This window comes from Streptomyces sp. NBC_00122 (genome assembly GCF_045160845.1).
Taxonomy (GTDB): Bacteria; Actinomycetota; Actinomycetes; order Streptomycetales; family Streptomycetaceae; genus Streptomyces.
Genome location: NZ_CP108191.1, coordinates 4,994,101 through 5,013,889, shown reverse-complemented (window position 1 = coordinate 5,013,889; position 19,789 = coordinate 4,994,101). Strand labels below are relative to the sequence as shown.

The window sequence follows — 19,789 nt, the reverse complement described above, 5'->3', positions numbered from 1 at the left end:
CGGCCGGAATCAGCCGGAACCGGCTCCGGAACCAACAGGGGTCATCCGGCGCCGACGATCTCCTCCAGCCCGGCGACGAAGTGCTCCGCGAGCGCGGTCACCGTCTCGGGGCGGTAGGTGTCCGTCGCGTACATCACCTGGACCTCCAGCCGGCCCTCGGAGACGATCGCCACGACGTCCAGCAGGTGGTGGCGTTCCTCCGTGGCCGGTGCCGTCGGCGCCTCGTACGGGACGGGTGCCCCGTAGAAGCCGTCTCCGGCGTCGGCGGTGTCGTACTGGCCGAGGTAGTTGAAGCTGACCTCGGGCGCGGGCCCCTCGGCGAGGGTGCCGCGGAGGTGGCGCAGCAGCCCGTACCCGATGCCGCGCTGCGGTACGGCCCTCAGCAGGCGCTTGACCTGGTTGATCTGCGGGCGCCAGGCCGGCCCGGCCGGGGCGGGCAGGCGGACCGGGAACTGCGTCGTGAACCAGCCGACCGTGCGCGAGAGGTCCACCCCGTCGAGGATCTCCTCGCGGCCGTGGCCCTCCAGGGTGACCAGCACGCTGTCGGCTCCGGACCACCCGGTGAGCGTCCGGCCGAGGGCCGACAGCAGCACGTCGTTGATCTGCGTGCGGTAGCGGCCGGGAACCTCCTGCAGGAGCCGCCTGGTGGTCTCGGCGTCGAGCGTGGCGCGGGCGACGGCACGGTGCCGGTCCAGGTTCCCGCCGTCCAGGTCGACCGGCAGCCGGCCGGTCCCGCCCTCGGCGAGCTCGTTCCAGTACGGGACCTCGTCGTCCACCGTGCCCGCCTCGGTGTGCGCGACCAGCGCCCGCGTCCAGTCCCGGAACGAAGTGGTCTTCGCCCCGAGGTCGACGGGACGTCCGGCGCGCGCCTGCTCGTACGCGGTGGCCAGGTCCGACAGCAGGATGCGCCAGGACACGCCGTCGACGACCAGGTGGTGGACGGTGACGAAGAGCCGGGGGCGCCGGTCCCCGCCGTATTCGAAGAGGACGGCCTTCACTAGCGGGCCGTCTTCCGGGCTCAGGCTGCCCTGCGCGGCGGCGACGGCCCGTACGGTCTCCGCCTCCGGATCGGCCGCGTCCGACAGGTCGTGCCAGGTCAGTACGGAGCCGTGGGCGGAGGCCGGGTTGTACTGGCGCCAGCCGGCCGCGCCGGCCGCACCCGTGCCCGCATCCGCCCCCGTGCCCGTGCCCGTGCCCCCATCCTTCCGGATGTACCGCATCCGCAGGGCGTCGTGGTGGTGGAGCAGTCCGGCGAGGGCCGCCTCCAGGGCGCGGCGGTCCACGCCGGTGAAGCCGAGCTCGACGAAGGTCGCCATGGTCAGGTGCTCGGGCGCGGTGAAGCTGTCGAAGAACCAGCGCTGGATGGGACTCAGCGGCACCTCGCCGCTGACCGGCGGCGCTGCGGCCGCGGCGGGCTCGTCCGGCTGTCCGGCCTCGGTGACCAGCTCGGCGAGGCCGGCCACGGTCGGCGCCTTGAACAGCTGCTTCGGGGAGATGGCCAGTCCCGCTTCGCGGGCCCGCGACACCACCTGGATGGTGAGGATGGAGTCGCCGCCGAGCTCGAAGAAGTTGTCGTGGACGCCGACCCGCGGCAGGCCCAGTACGGCCGCCCACACGTCGGCGAGGATCCGCTCCCGCTCCGTGCGCGGGGCGGTGTACTCCGTGCTCGCCGCCGCCTCCGGGTCGGGTGCGGGCAGCGCCTTGCGGTCCACCTTGCCGTTGGCGTTGAGCGGCAGCGCGTCCATGACGACGAAGGCCGTCGGCATCATGTAGTCCGGCAGCGACTCGGCCGCGAAGGACCGCAGGCCCGCCTGGTCCAGGCCGGTGCCGGCCGCGTAGGCGACGAGCCGCTTGGTGCCGGGCCGGATCTCGCGGACGGCCACCACCGCCTGGGCGACGTCCGGGTGGGAGGCCAGCGCGATCTCGACCTCGCCGAGCTCGATCCGGAAGCCGCGGATCTTGACCTGGTTGTCGGCCCGTCCCACGAAGTCCAGCTGCCCGTCGGGCAGCCAGCGGACCACGTCACCGGTGCGGTACATCCGGCCCGCGGAATACGGGCTGGCCACGTAGCGGCCGGCGGTGAGCGCGGGATGCCCGGCGTAGCCGCGGGTCACGCACTCGCCCGCGAGGTACAGCTCGCCCGCGACGCCGACGGGGACCGGCCGCAGCCAGGCGTCCAGGACGTACGCCCGGGTCTGGCCGAGCGGGGTGCCGATGGGCACCGACGGCTTCTGGGTCTCCCAGTCGACCAGGTGGACCGTGGCGAAGATGGTGGTCTCGGTGGGTCCGTAGGCGGCCACCAGCTGCACGCCGGGGGCCCGGTCGACGACCGTCTGGAAGTGCCGCGGCGAGAGCACGTCGCCGCCGGTCATCACCATGCGCAGGTCGCGCAGCATCTCCACGTCGGCGTCGACGACCTCGTGGAAGAGGCCGGTCGTCACCCACAGGACGCTCACGCCGTGCGTCCGTACCAGCGCGCCGAGTTCCTCGACGGACAGCACCCGTGCCGTGGAGACGGCGAGGGCGGCGCCGTTGGCGAAGGCGCTCCAGATCTCCAGTGCGCTCGCGTCGAAGGACAGGGTCGCGGTCTGGCTGACCACGTCGTCGGCGGTGAAGGCCAGCCGGGGGTCTTGGGCCACGCGCAGGACGCCGGCGTGCGGGACCACGATGCCCTTGGGCCGGCCGGTGGAGCCGGAGGTGTAGAACACGTACGCGGCGTTCTGCGGAGTCAGGGCCGTCGCGGGCGGTCCCGCGGGGGCCGTGACGGCCGTGCGCTCCAGCTCCTCCAGGAGGAGTACGGGAACCTCGGCGTCCGCGACGGCCTCACGGGTGCCTGCAGTGGCCAGCAGCAGCCGCAGCCCCGAGTCGCCCATCATGAACGCGAGCCGGTCCGCCGGGTATTCGGGGTCGAGCGGTACGAAGACCCCGCCCGCCTTGAACACGGCGAGCAGCGTCACGATCGGGGCGGTGCCGCGCGGCAGGAAGACCCCGACCCGGACCTCGGGGCCGACCCCGTGCGCCCGCAGGACGTGGGCGAGGCCGTCGGCCCGCGCGTCGAGTTCCCCGTACGTGAGCCGCTCGCCCTCGCACACCACCGCGACGGCGTCCGGTGTGCGGGCCACCTGGTCGGCGAAGACCTCGCTCAGCACCGCACCCGCGGGGCCTTCGGCGCCGTCGGACCAGCGGCCGATGATCTCGGCGTGCTCGGCGCCGGTCAGCCGGGGCGTGGTGCGCAGGGGGCGGTCGGGGCCGTCGGCCATGGCGGTGATGAGGTCGAGCAGGTGCGCGGAGAGACGGCGCACGGTGCTCTCGTCGAACAGGTCGGTGTTGTAGACGATGTTGCTGAGCAGGGCTCCGTCGACCTCGCCGAAGTCGAGGGTGAGGTCGAACTGGGAGGTGCCGGCCTTCAGCGCGTAGTCCTGCCAGCTCAGCTCTCCCGCGCCCGGCCGGGCGGGGGCGCCGGACAGCTTCTCGTAACTGATCGCCGCCTGGACGAGGGGGCTGCGGCTGGGGTCGCGTTCGGTGACGACGGCGTCGACCACCCGGTCGAAGGGCACCTCGGCGTGCGCGAAGGCGTCCAGGACCGTGCCGCGTACGGAGGCCAGCAGCTCGGCGGTGGTGGCGCGTTCGTCGATCCGGCTGCGCAGGGCGAGGGTGTTGATGAAGAAGCCGACGGCGTCGTCGAGCCGGCCGTGGTCGCGGCCCGAGGTCACGGTGCCGACGACCACGTCCTGCTGCCCGCTGTAGCGGGACAGCAGGACCTGGCCTGCGGCTGTCAGGCCCATGAACAGGGTGGCGCCCTGGGTCTGGCAGACCTCCGTGAAGCGGTGGAGCAGTGCGGACGGGATCACCGTCTGGAAGCTCGCGCCGCGGGTGGTGCGCTCGGCGGGGCGCGGCCGGTCGGTGGGCAGCTCCAGCACCGGGGCGTCGGCGAGTTGTGCCCGCCAGTAGCCCAGTCCCTCTTCCAGCCGCTGCGGGGTCAGCCGCGCGCGCTGCCAGAGGGTGTAGTCGGCGTACTGCACCGGCGGTTCGGCCGGGGTACGGCCCGCGTAGAGCTCGCCGAGCTCACGCTGGATCACTCCGAGGGACCAGCCGTCCATGACGATGTGGTGCATCGACAGGACGAGTACGTGTTCCTCGTCGGTGACCCGGATCAGGGTGGGCCGCAGGAGCGGCCCGGTGCGCAGGTCGAAGGGCTCCGCGAGCAGGGCGTGCACGAGCGCGTCGAGGCCGCCGTCGCCCTCGGCGGGGCAGTCGAGCACGGGCAGCCGGACGGGGGCGGGCGGGTGGATCACCTGGACGCCTTGGCCGTCGACCGTATCGAAGGTGGTGCGCAGGGACTCGTGCCGCGCGACCAGCGTCTGGAGCGCCGCGCGCAGCGCTTCGGCGTCGAGGCGGCCGCCGAGCCGTACGGCGCGGCCCGAGTTGTACTCGTCGCTGGCGGTGTCGTGTTCGGCGGCGAACCACATGCGCGCCTGTGCGGAGGACAGGGGCTGGGCGCCGTCGCGGGGGGCCCGCGGGATGACGTCCCGCCGTGCGCCCGCGGCGGGCAGGCGGGGGGCGAGGGAAGCGGCCGACGGGTGGTCGAACAGCTCCCTGACGGAGACGTCCGCCCCGGCCCGGCGCAGCCGCGACACCACCTGGATGCTCATGATGGAGTCGCCGCCGAGCTGGAAGAAGTCGTCCAGGGCGCCGACCCGGTCCAGGCCGAGCACCGCGCCGAACACCTCGGCGACCAGCTGCTCACCCGGCGTGCGCGGGGCCACGTACCCCTCGCCGAGGGCCGACAGGTCCGGTGCGGGCAGCGCCCGGCGGTCCAGCTTCCCGTTGGCGTTCAGCGGCAGCGCGTCCAGCACGGTCAGGGTCGCGGGGACCATGTACTCGGGCAGTACGGCGGCCAGCGCCGCCCGCAGCGCGGCCGGGTCCGGGGCGCCGACGCCGGAGCGGGCGGCGGGGACGGCGTAGGCGGCCAGCCGCTTGACGCCGGGCGTGTCCTCGCGGGCCACGACCGCGGCCCGGTCGACCTCGGGCAGGTCCGTCAACGCCGCCTCGATCTCGGAGAGTTCGATGCGGAAGCCGCGGATCTTGACCTGGTCGTCGCTGCGGCCGGCGTACTCCAGCACGCCGTCGGACCGCCAGCGCACCACGTCGCCGGTGCGGTAGAGCCGCGCGCCGGGGCCGGCCGGGTCGGCGACGAACCGTTCGGCGGTCAGCGCGGAGCGGCCCAGGTAGCCTCGGGCCACGCCCTGGCCGCCGATGTACAGCTCGCCCCACACGCCGGCCGGGACGGGGCGCAGCCAGGGGTCGAGGACCCTCAGGACCTTGCCCGCGACCGGGCGGCCGATGGGCACCGAGCCGGTGTCGGGGGCCCGTTCGGCGTCGGAGAACCACCCGGTCGCGTACACCGTGGCTTCGGTGGGTCCGTAGATGTTCCCGATGACCGCGCCCGGCGCGACCTCGCGGATCCGCTCGTACAGCGCGGCGGGGAACGCCTCGCCGGCGAGCACCACGTGCCCGGCGGAGATGCCGGCGCCGTCCTCGGCCAGTACGGCGCCGAGCGCGGACGGGACCGCGGAGATCAGGCTGCCCGACCAGCCCCGCGGCCGCTCGGCGAGCTCCAGGACGTCGCGCATCACGTGGACGGCGCCGCCCGCGGCGAGGGTGCCGAAGAGCTCGAAGACCGAGACGTCGAAGTTGAGCGAGGTGGAGAAGCAGGTCGTGGCGAAGACTTCCTCGCCGAGGGACACCGCCCACTGGACGAGGGAGGACATGGCCTCGTGGGAGACCACGACGCCCTTCGGCCGGCCGGTGGAGCCGGAGGTGTAGATCACGTAGGCGGAGGCGGCGAGCGGCGCCCGGGGCAGCACGGCGGGAGCCGCGGCCGGCTCCAGCGGGCCGTCCACCGCGAGGAGTTCGGCCTCCCCGGCGAACGGGAGCTGCTCGGCGAGGGCGCGCTCGGTCAGCACCAGCCCGATGCCGGAGTCGGCGGCCATGTAGCGCAGCCGGTCGGCGGGGTAGTGCGGGTCCAGCGGTACGTACGCGCTGCCGGCCCGGAGCACGGCCAGGACGGCCACGACCAGGTCTGCGGAGCGTGACATCGAGACCCCGATCGGGGTCTCGGGGCCTGCGCCGCGCGCGATCAGCACGGCCGCCAGCCGGTCCGCGCGCTCGGCCAGGGCCGCGTACGTGAGCACCTGCCCGCCGTGTACGACGGCGGGGGCGTCGGGCCGGGCGGCGACCCGAGCATCGAAGAGGTCCTGGAAGGTGAGGTCCGGGGCCGTGGGCAGAGCCCCGGACCAGGCCGCGAGCCGGGTCCGCTCGACCGGCGTCAGCCGGGGCAGAGCGGACAGCGGGCGGTCGGGGGACTCGGTGAGGGCGGCCAGGGTGGCAGCCAGGTGGGTGCCCAGGACCTGGACGGTCACCTCGTCGAACAGCTCGGGCCGGTAGGTGATGCGCAGGGCGACCTCGGCGGCGGTGCCGCCCATGGCGACCAGGTGCCGGCCGGTGTACGCGCTCAGGGTCAGCGGGTAGTTGGTGGCCAGGCCGCCCTGGGTGTCGGTGACGGTGAGCCCGTGCCGCGCGGCGAGGCTGTCGTCGACGGGGTAGTTCTCGAAGACGAGGAGGGTGTCGAACAGGCTGGTCCCGGCGGGTACTTCGGTGACGGTGTTGATCTGGCTGAGGGACAGGTACTCGTGGGCGCGGGACTCCCACTGCTCGGCCTGGAGCCGCTGGAGCCACTCGACGACGGGCGTGGCCGGGTCGAGGACCGTACGGACCGGCACGGTGTTGATGAACAGGCCGAGCATGCCCTCGGCGTCGGCGAGGTCAGCCGGGCGGCCCGAGGTCGTGGCACCGAAGACGATGTCCCGCTGGCCGGAGTAGGCGGACAGGAGCAGCGCCCAGGCGCCCTGGATCACCGCGTTCACGGTGAGCCGGTGACGGCGCGCGAAGTCGCCCACACGGGCGCCCACTTCGGGGTCGATGACGACGTCGTGGCCGCGCGCGTCCCACTTCTGCGCCGTGACCGACCGGTCGACGGGCAAGGGTACGGGGGTGTCGAAGCCGGCGAGCACGGAGCGCCAGTGGTCAAGGCCGGCCGCGGTGTCGCGGGAGCCGAGCCATTCCAGGTAGTCCCGGTAGGGGCGCCGAACCTCCGGGTCCCCGCCCGCGTACCGGGTGAAGACGTCCTCCAGCAGGCGCGGAGTGCTCCAGCCGTCCAGGAGCAGGTGGTGGAAGGTCCACACGACCTGGATCCGGGAGCCGCCGAGGGCGGCGAGGGAAACCCGCAGCAGGGGGGCCTCGTCGAGGCTGATGTCGGCCCGGTCGGCGGTCCGGCGCTCGTCCAGGGCCGCCGCGCGCTGCGTCGCGTCCAGGGCGGTCCAGTCGGCGGTGTGCACGGGAACGTCGACGCGGTGGTGCACGAGCGCGACGGGTTCGTCGACCGCCTCCCAGACGACGGACACGCGCAGGGCGTCGGACGCGTTGACGGTCTCGCGCCAGGCGGCGGCGAGCCGGTCGATGTCGGCGGCGCCTTCGAGGACGAAGGACATCTGCTCGACGTAGGCAGCGTCGTCCGTTGCCTCCAGGGAGTGGAAGAGCATGCCCTGCTGCATCGGCGAGAGCGGGTGGACATCGGCAATGCCCTGCCCGTCGCCGATCACCCGGTCGACGGTGGCCTGGTCCCAGGCGACGAGCGGGAAGTCCGATGGCGTCCGGCCGCCCACGCCCTCGCTCAGGCAGTACGCGACCGCCTCCGCCAGGGCGTCCCGGTAGCGCTCGGCCAGCACCCGGATGGCCTCGGGGGTGTGCAGAGCCGTCGAGAACTGCAGCTGGATCTCCAGCGCGCCGTCCACGACCCGGCTGACGACGTCGAGGACGTGCGGCCGCTCTTCGCGGAGGCTGCGGTCGTCGTCGGCGGGCAGCAGGCCGGCGAAGACGTCGGGGTGGCCGCCCGCATCGAAACGGCCGAGGTAGTTGAAGCTGACCTGGGCCGGATCGGTCAGGTCGGCGCCGTGCAGGTGGCGCAGGGCGCCGAAACCGATGCCCCGGTCGGGAATGGCACGGAGCATCTCCTTCGTCGACCGGATCTGCTCACTCCAGTCACCGCTCGCACCGAGCGCGACCGGATAGATCGACGTGAACCAGCCGACCGTACGCGAAACGTCCGCCCCGATCACCGACTCCTCCCGGCCATGGCCCTCCACGTCCACCAGGACCCGCTCACGCCCGGACCACTCACCCAGCACCCGGCCCAGCACCGCCAGCAGCACATCGTTGACCTGCGTACGGAAGACAGCCGGAACCTTCTGGAGGAGGGCCTCGGTCTCCGCCACCGGCAGAGCCACCGACACGATCTCCGCCGACCCGACGGTATTCACCCCACCGGCAACCTCCACCAACGGCTCGGCGCCGTCGACGACCGAAGCCCAGTAGTCCAGCTGACCCGAGAAGTCATGCGCGGCGAGCTTCGCGGTCCACGCCGGGAACGACAACGACACCGCATCCAGCTCCACCTCACGGCCGGCCACCAGATCCCGATAGGCCAGCGCGACGTCCTCCAGGAGGATCCGCCACGAGACACCGTCCACCACCATGTGATGCACCGCGACCAACAGCCGGTCCCCGCTCAGAACGGCCCGCACCAGCGGCCCGCCCTCAAGCCGGAACGACTCCTGAACCACCCCCTCCACATCCCGCTCGACGACCACCACACCCGGCTCACCCGCCGACTGCCGCCAGCCCTCCGCCGTGTCCGCGAAACGGACCCACAGCCCCTCGTGATGCGACAGCACCACCGACACGGCCTCCGACAGCACACCCACATCGACACCCTCGGCAAGTCGGATGTTCATCGACATGCCGAAGTGATCCGGCGCCACCGGATGCGTCTCCAGGAACCACTCCTGCACCGGAGACAGCACCACCGGACCGGACACAACCTCCACCGCACCCACGGCAGACGCCTCACCCACCACAGCAGCCACACCCGCCACGGTCTGCCGCACCAGCACATCCTGCGGAGAAACCACCAGCCCCGCCCGCCGCAACCGCGACACCACCTGAATACTCAGGATCGAATCGCCACCCAGCTCGAAGAAGTTGTCCCGCACACCCACCCGCTCGACGCCCAGCACCTGCGCCCACACCTCAGCCACCACCCGCTCCACCTCGGAACGCGGAGCCGTGTACTCCCGGAGCAGGACGCTCAGGTCGGGCTCGGGCAGGGCCCGCCGGTCCACCTTGCCGTTCGCCGTGACCGGCAGGCTGTCGAGGACCACGCAGATCGCCGGGACCATGTACTCGGGGAGGGATTCCCCGACGAACTCCCGCAGTCCGGCCGAGGCCACGTTCGCGGCCACCACGTACCCGACCAGCCGCTTCACGCCGGGCTGGTCCTCGCGTACGACGACCACCGCCTGCTCGACCTCGGGGTGGTTCGCGAGTGCGGCCTCGACCTCGCCGAGCTCGATCCGGAAGCCGCGCACCTTGACCTGGTCGTCAGCTCGGCCGGCGAAATCGATCACACCGCCCGGCAGCCACCGCACCACGTCACCGGTCCGGTACATCCGCTCCCCGGTGCCGCTGAACGGCGAGGCCACGAACCGGCCGGCCGTGAGCCCGGACCGCCCCGCGTAGCCGCGGGCCAGCTGGACACCGGTGACGTACAGCTCACCGGCGACGCCCTGCGGGACCGGGCGCAGCCACGGGTCCAGGACGTACAGGCCGGTGTTCCACACGGGCCGGCCGATGGGCACGGTCGCGGTGTCCGGTTCGGCCGGGTGCGAGGTCACGTCGACGGCCGCCTCCGCGGGCCCGTACAGGTTGTAGAGCGTCGCCTGCGGCAGTACCTCGCGGATCTGGTCGCGCAGTGCGCCTTGCAGCATCTCGCCGCCGCTGAAGACGGTACGCAGACCCGTGCAGGCCCGGGTGGCGGGCTCGGCGACGAGGGCGCGCAGCATGGACGGGACGAAGTGGACGGTGGTCACGTCGAAGTCGCGGATCATGCGCGCCAGGTACTGCGGGTCACGGTGACCGTCCGGGCGGGGCAGCACCAGGCCGGCGCCCGCGATCAGCGGGCCGAAGAACTCCCACACTGCCACGTCGAAGCTCGACGAGGTCTTCTGGAGGACGCGGTCCGCGCCGGTCAGGGGGTATTCCGACTGCATCCACAGCAGGCGGTTGGAAATGGCCGCGTGGGAGACGAGCACACCCTTGGGGCGGCCGGTCGAGCCGGAGGTGTAGATCATGTACGCCGCGTGCTGGACCAGCGTGTCGATGCCCGGGGAGGTCGCGGGCTGCCGGGCGATGTCCGCCGTGCCCGGCGCCACCACCTCGATTTCCCCGGACGCGGACGCGTTCGCCCGGTCCGAGATCAGCAGCCGGGCCCCGGAGTCTCCGAGCATGTAGGCGATCCGGTCCGCCGGATAGGCCGGGTCGACGGCGACGTACGCGCCGCCGGCCTTCACGACGGCGAGCAGGCTCACGACGAGGTCGATCCCGCGGGGCAGGCTGACCGCCACGACGGTGTCCGGCCGTACGCCGTGCTGCTGCAGCAGGTGCGCGAACCGGTTGGCCCGCTCGTCGAGTTCCCGGTAGGTGAGGGAGGTGTCCTCGGTGACGACGGCAAGGGCCTCGGGGGTACGGGCGGCCTGTTCGGCGAAGAGCTCGGGCAGCAGGCGCGGCGGGCAGTGCCGACTCGTGTCGTTCCAGTCGCCCGTGATGGTCGCCGACTCCGCTTCCGTGAGCAGCGGGATCCGCCCGGTCACCTCCTCGTCGAGCAGGGCGCGCAGCAGCCCGCCGAGTCTGCCCGCGATGTCTTGGGCCGTGGTGTCCTCGAACAGGGCGGGGTCGTACGACATGCGCAGCGTCACGCCGGGGTCGGCTCCGCCGACCAGGCGGCCGCCGGTGTAGGCGGTCAGGGAGAGCGGGTAGCTGCTGCCGCCTTCGCCGTAGCTGTCGCGTACGCGCAGACCGCTCCCGGCGCCCATGTCCTCGTCGACGGGGTAGTTCTCGAAGACGAGGAGGCTGTCGAACAGGCTGGTCCCGGCGGGTACTTCGGTGACGGTGTTGATCTGGCTGAGGGACAGGTACTCGTGGGCGCGGGACTCCCACTGCTCGGCCTGGAGCCGCTGGAGCCACTCGACGACGGGCGTGGCCGGGTCGAGGACCGTACGGACCGGAACCGTGTTGATGAACAGGCCGAGCATGCCCTCGGCGTCGGCGAGGTCAGCCGGGCGGCCCGAGGTCGTGGCGCCGAAGACGATGTCCCGCTGGCCGGAGTAGGCGGACAGGAGCAGCGCCCAGGCGCCCTGGATCACCGCGTTCACGGTGAGCCGGTGACGGCGCGCGAACGTACCGACATCGGTGGCGAGGGTGCCAGGCAGGTCCACCTCCAGGTGGCGGCCGGCCCAGGAGCGGTGGTCGGGAGCGGGCAGGCGGTCGGCGGGCAGGGGTACGGGGGTGTCGAAGCCGGCGAGCACGGAGCGCCAGTGGTCGAGGCCGGCCGCGGTGTCGCGGGAGCCGAGCCATTCCAGGTAGTCCCGGTAGGGGCGCCGAACCTCCGGGTCCCCGCCCGCGTACCGGGTGAAGACGTCCTGGAGCAGCAGCGGGGTGCTCCAGCCGTCGAGCAGGACGTGGTGGAAGGTCATCACGACCTGTGCGCTTCCGTTGCCGAGGTCGGCGAGGGATATCCGCAGGAGGGGGGCCTCGTCGAGGCTGATGTCGGCCCGGTCGGCGGTCCGGCGCTCGTCCAGGGCCGCCGCGCGCTGCGTCGCGTCCAGGGCGGTCCAGCCGGCGGTGTGCACGGGAACGTCGACGCGGTGGTGCACGAGCGCGACGGGTTCGTCGACCGCCTCCCAGACGACGGACACGCGCAGGGCGTCGGACGCGTTGACGGTCTCGCGCCAGGCGGCGGCAAGGCGGTCGGTGTCGTGCACGCCGTCCAGGACGAAGGACATCTGCTCGACGTACGCGGCGCCTTCGGCGTCCTCCAGGGAGTGGAAGAGCATGCCCTGCTGCATCGGCGAGAGCGGGTGGACATCGGCAATGCCCTGCCCGTCGCCGATCACCCGGTCGACGGTGGCCTGGTCCCAGGCGACGAGCGGGAAGTCCGATGGCGTCCGGCCGCCCACGCCCTCGCTCAGGCAGTACGCGACCGCCTCCGCCAGGGCGTCCCGGTAGCGCTCGGCCAGCGCCTGCATGTGGACGCGGCCGTGAACGGCGGTGGAGTAGTACAGGTCCACGTGGAGGGACCCGTCCTGGACACGGGAGACCACGTCGAGGAGGTACGGGCGTTCCTCGCCTGCGGCGTGGTCGTTCTCGACCGGGAGCATGCCGGCGAAGACGTCGGGGTGGCCGTCGGCGTCGTAGCGGCCGAGGTAGTTGAAGCTGACCTGGGCCGGATCGGCGAGATCCGCACCGTGCAGGTGGCGCAGGGCGCCGAAACCGATGCCCCGGTCGGGAATGGCACGGAGCATCTCCTTCGTCGACCGGATCTGCTCACTCCAGTCACCGCTCGCACCGAGCGCGACCGGATAGATCGACGTGAACCAGCCGACCGTACGCGAAACGTCCGCCCCGATCACCGACTCCTCCCGGCCATGGCCCTCCACGTCCACCAGGACCCGCTCACGCCCGGACCACTCACCCAGCACCCGGCCCAGCACCGCCAGCAGCACATCGTTGACCTGCGTACGGAAGACAGCCGGAACCTTCTGGAGGAGGGCCTCGGTCTCCGCCACCGGCAGAGCCACCGACACGATCTCCGCCGACCCGACGGTATTCACCCCACCGGCAACCTCCACCAACGGCTCGGCGCCGTCGACGACCGAAGCCCAGTAGCCCTGTTGGGCGGAGAAGTCGTGCGCGGCGAGCTTCGCGGTCCACGCCGGGAACGACAACGACACCGCATCCAGCTCCACCTCACGGCGGGCCACCAGATCCCGGTACGCCAGCGCGATGTCCTCCAGGAGGATCCGCCACGAGACACCGTCCACCACCATGTGATGCACCGCGACCAACAGCCGGTCCCCGCTCAGAACGGCCCGCACCAGCGGCCCGCCCTCAAGCCGGAACGACTCCTGAACCACCCCCTCCACATCCCGCTCGACGACCACCACACCCGGCTCACCCGCCGACTGCCGCCAGCCCTCCGCCGTGTCCGCGAAACGGACCCACAGCCCCTCGTGATGCGACAGCACCACCGACACGGCCTCCGACAGCACACCCACATCGACACCCTCGGCAAGTCGGATGTTCATCGACATGCCGAAGTGATCCGGCGCCACCGGATGCGTCTCCAGGAACCACTCCTGCACCGGAGACAGCACCACCGGACCGGACACAACCTCCACCGCACCCACGGCAGACGCCTCACCCACCACAGCAGCCACACCCGCCACGGTCTGCCGCACCAGCACATCCTGCGGAGAAACCACCAGCCCCGCCCGCCGCAACCGCGACACCACCTGAATACTCAGGATCGAATCGCCACCCAGCTCGAAGAAGTTGTCCCGCACACCCACCCGCTCGACGCCCAGCACCTGCGCCCACACCTCAGCCACCACCCGCTCCACCTCGGAACGCGGAGCGACATACCCCTTCGAAACAGCCGCACCCAGATCAGGCTCCGGCAACGCCCGCCGGTCCACCTTCCCGTTCGCCGTCAACGGGAACGTACCCACCACCACGAACGCCGTCGGAACCATGTAATCCGGCAGCGACTTGGCAACGAACTCACGCAGACCCACCTGGTCCAGACCGTCCCCGACGACGTACCCGACCAGCCGCTTGGCCCCGTTCCGCGTCTCGCGCACCGTCACCACGGCCTGCTGCACGTCCGGATGCGCGGCCAGCGCCGACTCGATCTCACCGATCTCGATCCGGAAACCACGCACCTTGACCTGATGGTCGGTGCGGCCCACGAACTCCAGCTGTCCGTCGGCCAGCCACCGCACCACGTCACCGGTCCGGTACATCCGCTCCCCGGAGCCGCTGAACGGCGATGCGACGAATCGTTCCGCCGTCAGTCCGAAGCGTCGTACGTAGCCGCGTGCCACCCCGGGCCCGGCGATGTAGAGCTCACCCGCGACCCCGGCCGGCACCGGCCGCAGCCGCGCGTCCAGCACGTACAGTCGGGCGCCCGCGACCGGTCGGCCAATGGGGACGCCGTCGGCGCCGTACTCGTCCACCGGGTCGCCCGCGGTGACCGTGACCGTGGTCTCGGTCGGGCCGTAGACATTGCGCAGCACCCGGCCCGGCGCCCAGCGGGAGATGAACTCCGCCGACATGGCCTCGCCGCCGACCAGCAGGCCGCGCAGCTCGGGCAGGTCCATGTCCGGCACGCTCTGCAGAGCCGCGGGCGGGATCTCCAGATGGGTGATCCGCTGATCGCGCAGCACCTGACCGAGCGCCTCGCCCGCCAGCGGGCCGGGCTCGGGCAGGACCAGGGTGGCGCCCGCGTGCCAGGCGGCCAGCACATCGGCCATCGCGACGTCGAAGTTGGGCGAGACGGCCTGGAGCAGCCGGGATCCGATGGTCAGGCCCAGCGCCCGCTGGTGCGCGGCGGCCATGCCGGCCACGTTGCGGTGCGGGACCAGTACGCCCTTGGGGCGGCCGGTGGAGCCGGAGGTGTAGATCATGTAGGCGCCGGCGTCGAGCGAAGCCGCGGCGGGCAGCTCCGCGACCTCCACCGGCTGGGTGGCGAGCGCACCGTCCCCGTCCCCGTCAAGGTCCGCGTCCACGCGCAGGACCGGTACCGCGACGTCCGGTACGAGGTCCAGCGTCTCCGTGTCGCTGAGCACCAGCACCATCCCCGCGTCGGCGGTCATGAAGGCGAGCCGGTCGGCCGGGTACTGCGGGTCCAGCGGCACGTAGACGCCGCCCGCCTTGGCGACGGCGAGCAACGCGGTCAGCCAGCGCACTCCGCGCGGCAGGCAGACGCCGACCGCCACGTCGGTGTGCACCCCTTGGGCGCGCAGGGCGTGGGCGAGCCGGTCGGCGCGGGCGCCCAGCTCGGCGTAGGTGAGGGTGAGTTCGCCGTCGACGACCGCGGTCCGCTGCGGGTCGCGGGCCGCTCGCGCCTCGAACAGACCCGCCATCGTGAGCGCGGGTGCCCGCTCGTCACCGGCGTTCCACTCGTCCAGGATGCGCGTGCGCTCGTCGGCGGTCAGCGTCGGCACGACCGCCGCGAGGGGCAGCTGCGCGGCGGCGGGCTCGCCGAGCTCGGTGAGTGCCGTGACCACGTGGGCGGCGATGCGGTCGACGGTGGTCCCGTCGAAGAGGTCGGTGTTGTAGTTGATCAGGCCGCCGAACGCGCCGCCGTTGTCCTCGAAGGCGACCAGCAGGTCGAACTGCGCGGACTCGATGTCCAGGGGGTGTTCGCTCCACCGCAGGCCACCGGAGTCGCCGAGTCCACCGGGCATGCTCTGGAGCAGCACCATGGCCTGGACGAGGGGGGTGCGGGAGGGGTCCCGCTCGGTGACGACGGCGTCGACGACGCGGTCGAAGGGGACGGCCGCGTGCGCGAAGGCGTCGAGGACCGTCTCCCGTACGGACGCCAGCAGGGCGGCGCCGGTGGCGTCCTCGTCCACGCGGGTGCGCAGGGCGAGGGTGTTGACGAAGAACCCGACCTGGTCCTCCAGTTCCCAGTGCCCGCGCCCGGAGTCGGCGGTACCGACGACGATGTCGCGCTGGCCGCTGTAGCGGGACAGCACCAGCTGGACCGCCGCGACCAGGCCCATGAACAGGGTGACGCCCTGCTCCTCGCACATGCGGTTGAAGCGGGCCAGCCGGTCGGCCGGTATGCCGAAGCGGCGCGTGGCACCGGCCGATGTGCGGACGGCGGGGCGGGGGCGGTCGGTGGGCAGGTCCAGTACGGGCGCGTCGGCGAGCTGCTCGCGCCAGTAGGCCAGACCCTCGTCGAGGACCGGGCGGGTGAGCGTCCTGCGCTGCCAGACGGCGTAGTCGGCGTACTGGAGCGGGAGTTCGGCCGGCGGGCGGCCGGCATAGAGCTCGCCGAGTTCGCGCAGCAGGACGCCCATGGACCAGCCGTCGGTGACGATGTGGTGCATCGACAGCACCAGGAGGTGGTCGGCGGCGGCCACCCGGAGGAGCAGCGGACGCAGCAGCGGTCCGGTGCTCAGGTCGAAGGGGACTGCGTGGTGGGCGCGGACGACGCGGTCGATGTCCGCGGGCGGGCAGTCTGCGGCGGTCAGCCGGACGGGGGCGGCGGGGTGGATGATCTGCACGCCCTGGCCGTCGACGGTGGCGAAGGTGGTACGGAGCGACTCGTGGCGGGCGACGAGCTCGCCGAGGGCGGCTTCGAGCGCGGCGACGTCGAGGTCACCGCGCAGGCGGACGGCGCCGCCGGTGTTGTACTCGGTGCCCTCGGGGTCGATCTCGGCGGCAAGCCATACGCGAGCCTGCGCGAACGACAGCGGGAAGGACACCGGCAGGGCGGTGCCGCGCACGGCGGGGGTCAGCGGCGGGGCGGCCACGGTGGTGATGCCGGCGGCGAGCATGGCCGGGGTGGGACGGTCGAACAGGTCCCGGACCGGCGCCTCCAGGCCCGCGCGGCGCAGTCGTGAGGCGGCCTGGACGGCGCGGATGGAGTCACCACCGAGCCGGAAGAAGTGATCGTGGACACCGACCCGGTCGAGCCCCAGCACCTCCGCGAAGACCCCGGCAACCACCGCCTCACGCTCATCACGCGGAGCGACATAAACCTCCGCCAGATGCGACAGATCAGGCTCCGGCAGCGCCTTGCGGTCCACCTTCCCGTTCGCCGTCAGCGGCAGCACATCCAGCACCACACACACCGCCGGAACCATGAACTCCGGCAACGAGGACGCCAGGAACTCACGCAACGCCTCAGCACTCACACCCTCACCGACCGCGTACGCGACCAGCTGCTTCGTACCCCGCGCATCCGCCCGCACCACCGCAACGGCCCGCGACACCGAAGGATGCGCCGCGAGCGCCTCCTCGACCTCACCCAGCTCCACCCGGAACCCGCGCACCTTGACCTGGTCGTCCGCCCGGCCCACGAACTCCAGCACACCCTGCGACACCCACCGCACCACATCACCCGTGCGGTACATCCGCTCGCCCGAACCACCCGGCACCGCCACGAACCGGCCCGCCGTCAGACCCGCCCGACCCCCGTACCCATGCGCCAGACCAATACCCGACACATACAACTCACCCTCGACACCCACACCCACCGGCCGCAACCCACCGTCCAGCACCCGCAACTCGGTGTCCGGCGCCGGACCACCCAGCAGCACCGGACCCTCCACCACATGCGAAGACGCCGTGATCGACACCTCGGTGGGCCCGTACGCGTTCACCAGCCGCACACCCGGAACCTCGTCCAGGACCTTCCGGCAATGCCGCGGCGACAGCGCGTCACCACCCGACATCACCAGCCGCACACCCGAGAACACCGACACATCCGCATCCACCACCTCGTGGAACAACCCCGCCGTCAGCCACAGCACACTCACCCCGTGCGCCCGCACAAACGCACCCAGCTCATCCACCGACAGCATCCGCTCAACGGAAACAGCCAACGCCGCACCATTCAGCAGCGCATTCCACATCTCCAACGCACCCGCATCAAAAGACAACGTACTCAACTGCGAAACCACATCATCCGGACCCAGCCCGAAATTCGGATCACGCACCACCCGCACAAAACCCTCATGCGGCAGCACCACACCCTTCGGACGCCCCGTCGAACCCGACGTGTAGAACACATACGCCGCACTCTGCGGAAACACCCCCACCACCGGCGCCGACCCCGGCCGGGTGTCCAGGTCCAGGTCCTCCCAGAGCACCACCCGGTCGCCCGCGGCGGCGGCCGCCACCGGGCCCGTGCCGGCCGCGGCCAGCACCACGGACGCATCCGAGTCGTCCACCATGAACTGCAGCCGTTCCACCGGGTATTCGGGGTCCAGCGGCACTGCGGCGGCGCCGGCCTTCAGGACGGCGAGGAGCGCCACGACCGGCTCCACACCACGCGGCAGGCAGACACCCACCCGCGATCCGGGCACGATCCCCTGCGCGAGCAGCTCGTGGGCGAGCCGGTTCGCCCGTACGTCCAGCTCCGCGTAGGACACCCGCTCGCCGGCACACACCACGGCGAGCGCGTCAGGCGTCCGCGCCACCCACTCGCCGAACACCTCGGGAAGCACCGCATTCCCGAAGCCGCCACCCTGCGAAGCCCACGACCCCAGCACCCGAACCACTCCCCCACGCATCGAAACAACAACCATCCAGACGAACGAAAGACAACCCGCGCACGCGAAACGACATACGTGCCGGAAACCGGAAACCGGAAGCGAGAAATCAGCCGATCAGGCCGATTCCCTCGCGCACCTGGAGCCGTCCACCGCTCATGTACATGCCGCCGACCTGCCCGGTGCGGGAATCCCGCACGAATCGGTACAGGTCCTTTGATTCGTCACTGCCGTGCCCGCCGTCGGCGGTACCGCTTTTCAAACAGAATTCCAGTCCCTGGTAGATTTCCAACCGGACCGGCACGAGCCCGCTCCGTTCCAGGAGCAGCTCCCCGTTTCCGGAGCGGCGCACGGTATGAAGGTCCGCGCCCGCCCGGTAATCCCCGCACACTTCGTCGGCGACCGCGGTCAGTGCGTCGCCGGAAAGCGGGCTCCCGATTTCGGGCCGGCGGTAGCGCCCGATGTCCCAGCCCTTTGCCGCCAGCGCGTCGAAGAAGGCATGTCCCATCTGCCGGCCGGAAGTGGCGTTCGCCATCAGGGCGACGGCGATCCGCCGCTCGGGGTCGAAGCGCAGCGCGCAGCTCGCCCCTCCGGTGTTGCCGTCGTGGCCCAGCCAGCGCCGCCCTTCGCCGTCGGTGTGGACGGCGAGTCCCAGGCCCCAGGCGTCGGCCAGTCCGAAGGCCGCCGAGCCGGGCACCGGGGTGCGCAGTTCCGCGAGCATGTCCGGTTCCAGTACCGCGGTGCCGTCCGCCGCGAGGTGCACCTCGGCGTAGCGCAGCAGGCCGGCGGCGCTGGAGGTCAGCGCCCCGGCCGGTACGAGCGCCTTGGGCAGTCCCGGTTCGTCGACCACGTGCACCGACCCGGTCGGCAGGTGCACCGCGTGCTGGCCCGCGACGGGCCCCGGGGCGGTGGCGCCGAGGAAGCCGGCCGCCACGCCGAGCGGGCTCAGCGCGAAGTCCCGTACCGCCTCCCACCAGGTCACTCCTGTGACGGATTCGAGGATCCGGCCGGCCAGGACGTAGCCGAGATTGGAGTACGAGAACAGCCGCCCGGGCTCGCACAGCGCGGCCGCTCCGGCCGACGCGGCCACGCAGTCGCGCAGGGACAGGTCGTCCTCGACGGGCGGCATGTCCGGCAGGCCGGCGGTGTGGCTGAGCAGCCCGCGCAGCGTGGCCGTGTAGAGAGGGCCGTCGGGTGTCCGCGCGAGTTCCGGGAGCAGCGGCCCCACCGGCGCGTCCAGCTCCACGTCGCCGTCGCTGACGAGCTGTGCCAGCAGCAGCGCGGTCGCGGACTTCGTCACCGATCCCCACGGGAAGACGGTGTCGGCCGTCACCGGCCGACCCGACCCGTGGGTCTCTTCTCCGTACGTGAAGGTCGTGATCTCACCGCGGTCGTAGACGGCGAATTGCACACCGGGTACGAGGTATTCACGGGCGAGTGTTTCCAGCAGGCCGGCCACTTCGCCGTGCGCGGGCAGCCCCATGGAAAGGTCAGCGGATTCCGTCATCAAGTCCACCCAGGTCAATGAATAACGGCCAGCGTAGTGATGC

The 19,789-nt window shown here is 72.1% G+C and carries 2 protein-coding genes; both read right to left on the bottom strand.

What is annotated here, in order from left to right:
- Positions 1–41 precede the first annotated feature (41 nt).
- Positions 42–18,260: a non-ribosomal peptide synthase/polyketide synthase gene (locus OG737_RS23600; RefSeq protein ID WP_405921939.1), complete on the bottom strand. Its 18,219-nt coding sequence runs from the start codon at positions 18,258–18,260 to the stop codon at positions 42–44.
- 88 nt (positions 18,261–18,348) lie between these two features.
- Positions 18,349–19,746 (bottom strand): serine hydrolase domain-containing protein, encoded by a 1,398-nt coding sequence (locus OG737_RS23595; protein ID WP_328928130.1) that lies wholly within the window; start codon positions 19,744–19,746, stop codon positions 18,349–18,351.
- Positions 19,747–19,789 lie beyond the last annotated feature (43 nt).

Bases quoted from the DNA above. Each gene is read 5' to 3' on its own strand.
- OG737_RS23600 (WP_405921939.1), bottom strand. From the start codon at position 18,260: ATGCGTGGGGGAGTGGTTCGGGTGCTGGGGTCGTGGGCTTCGCAGGGT.
- OG737_RS23595 (WP_328928130.1), bottom strand. From the start codon at position 19,746: ATGACGGAATCCGCTGACCTTTCCATGGGGCTGCCCGCGCACGGCGAA.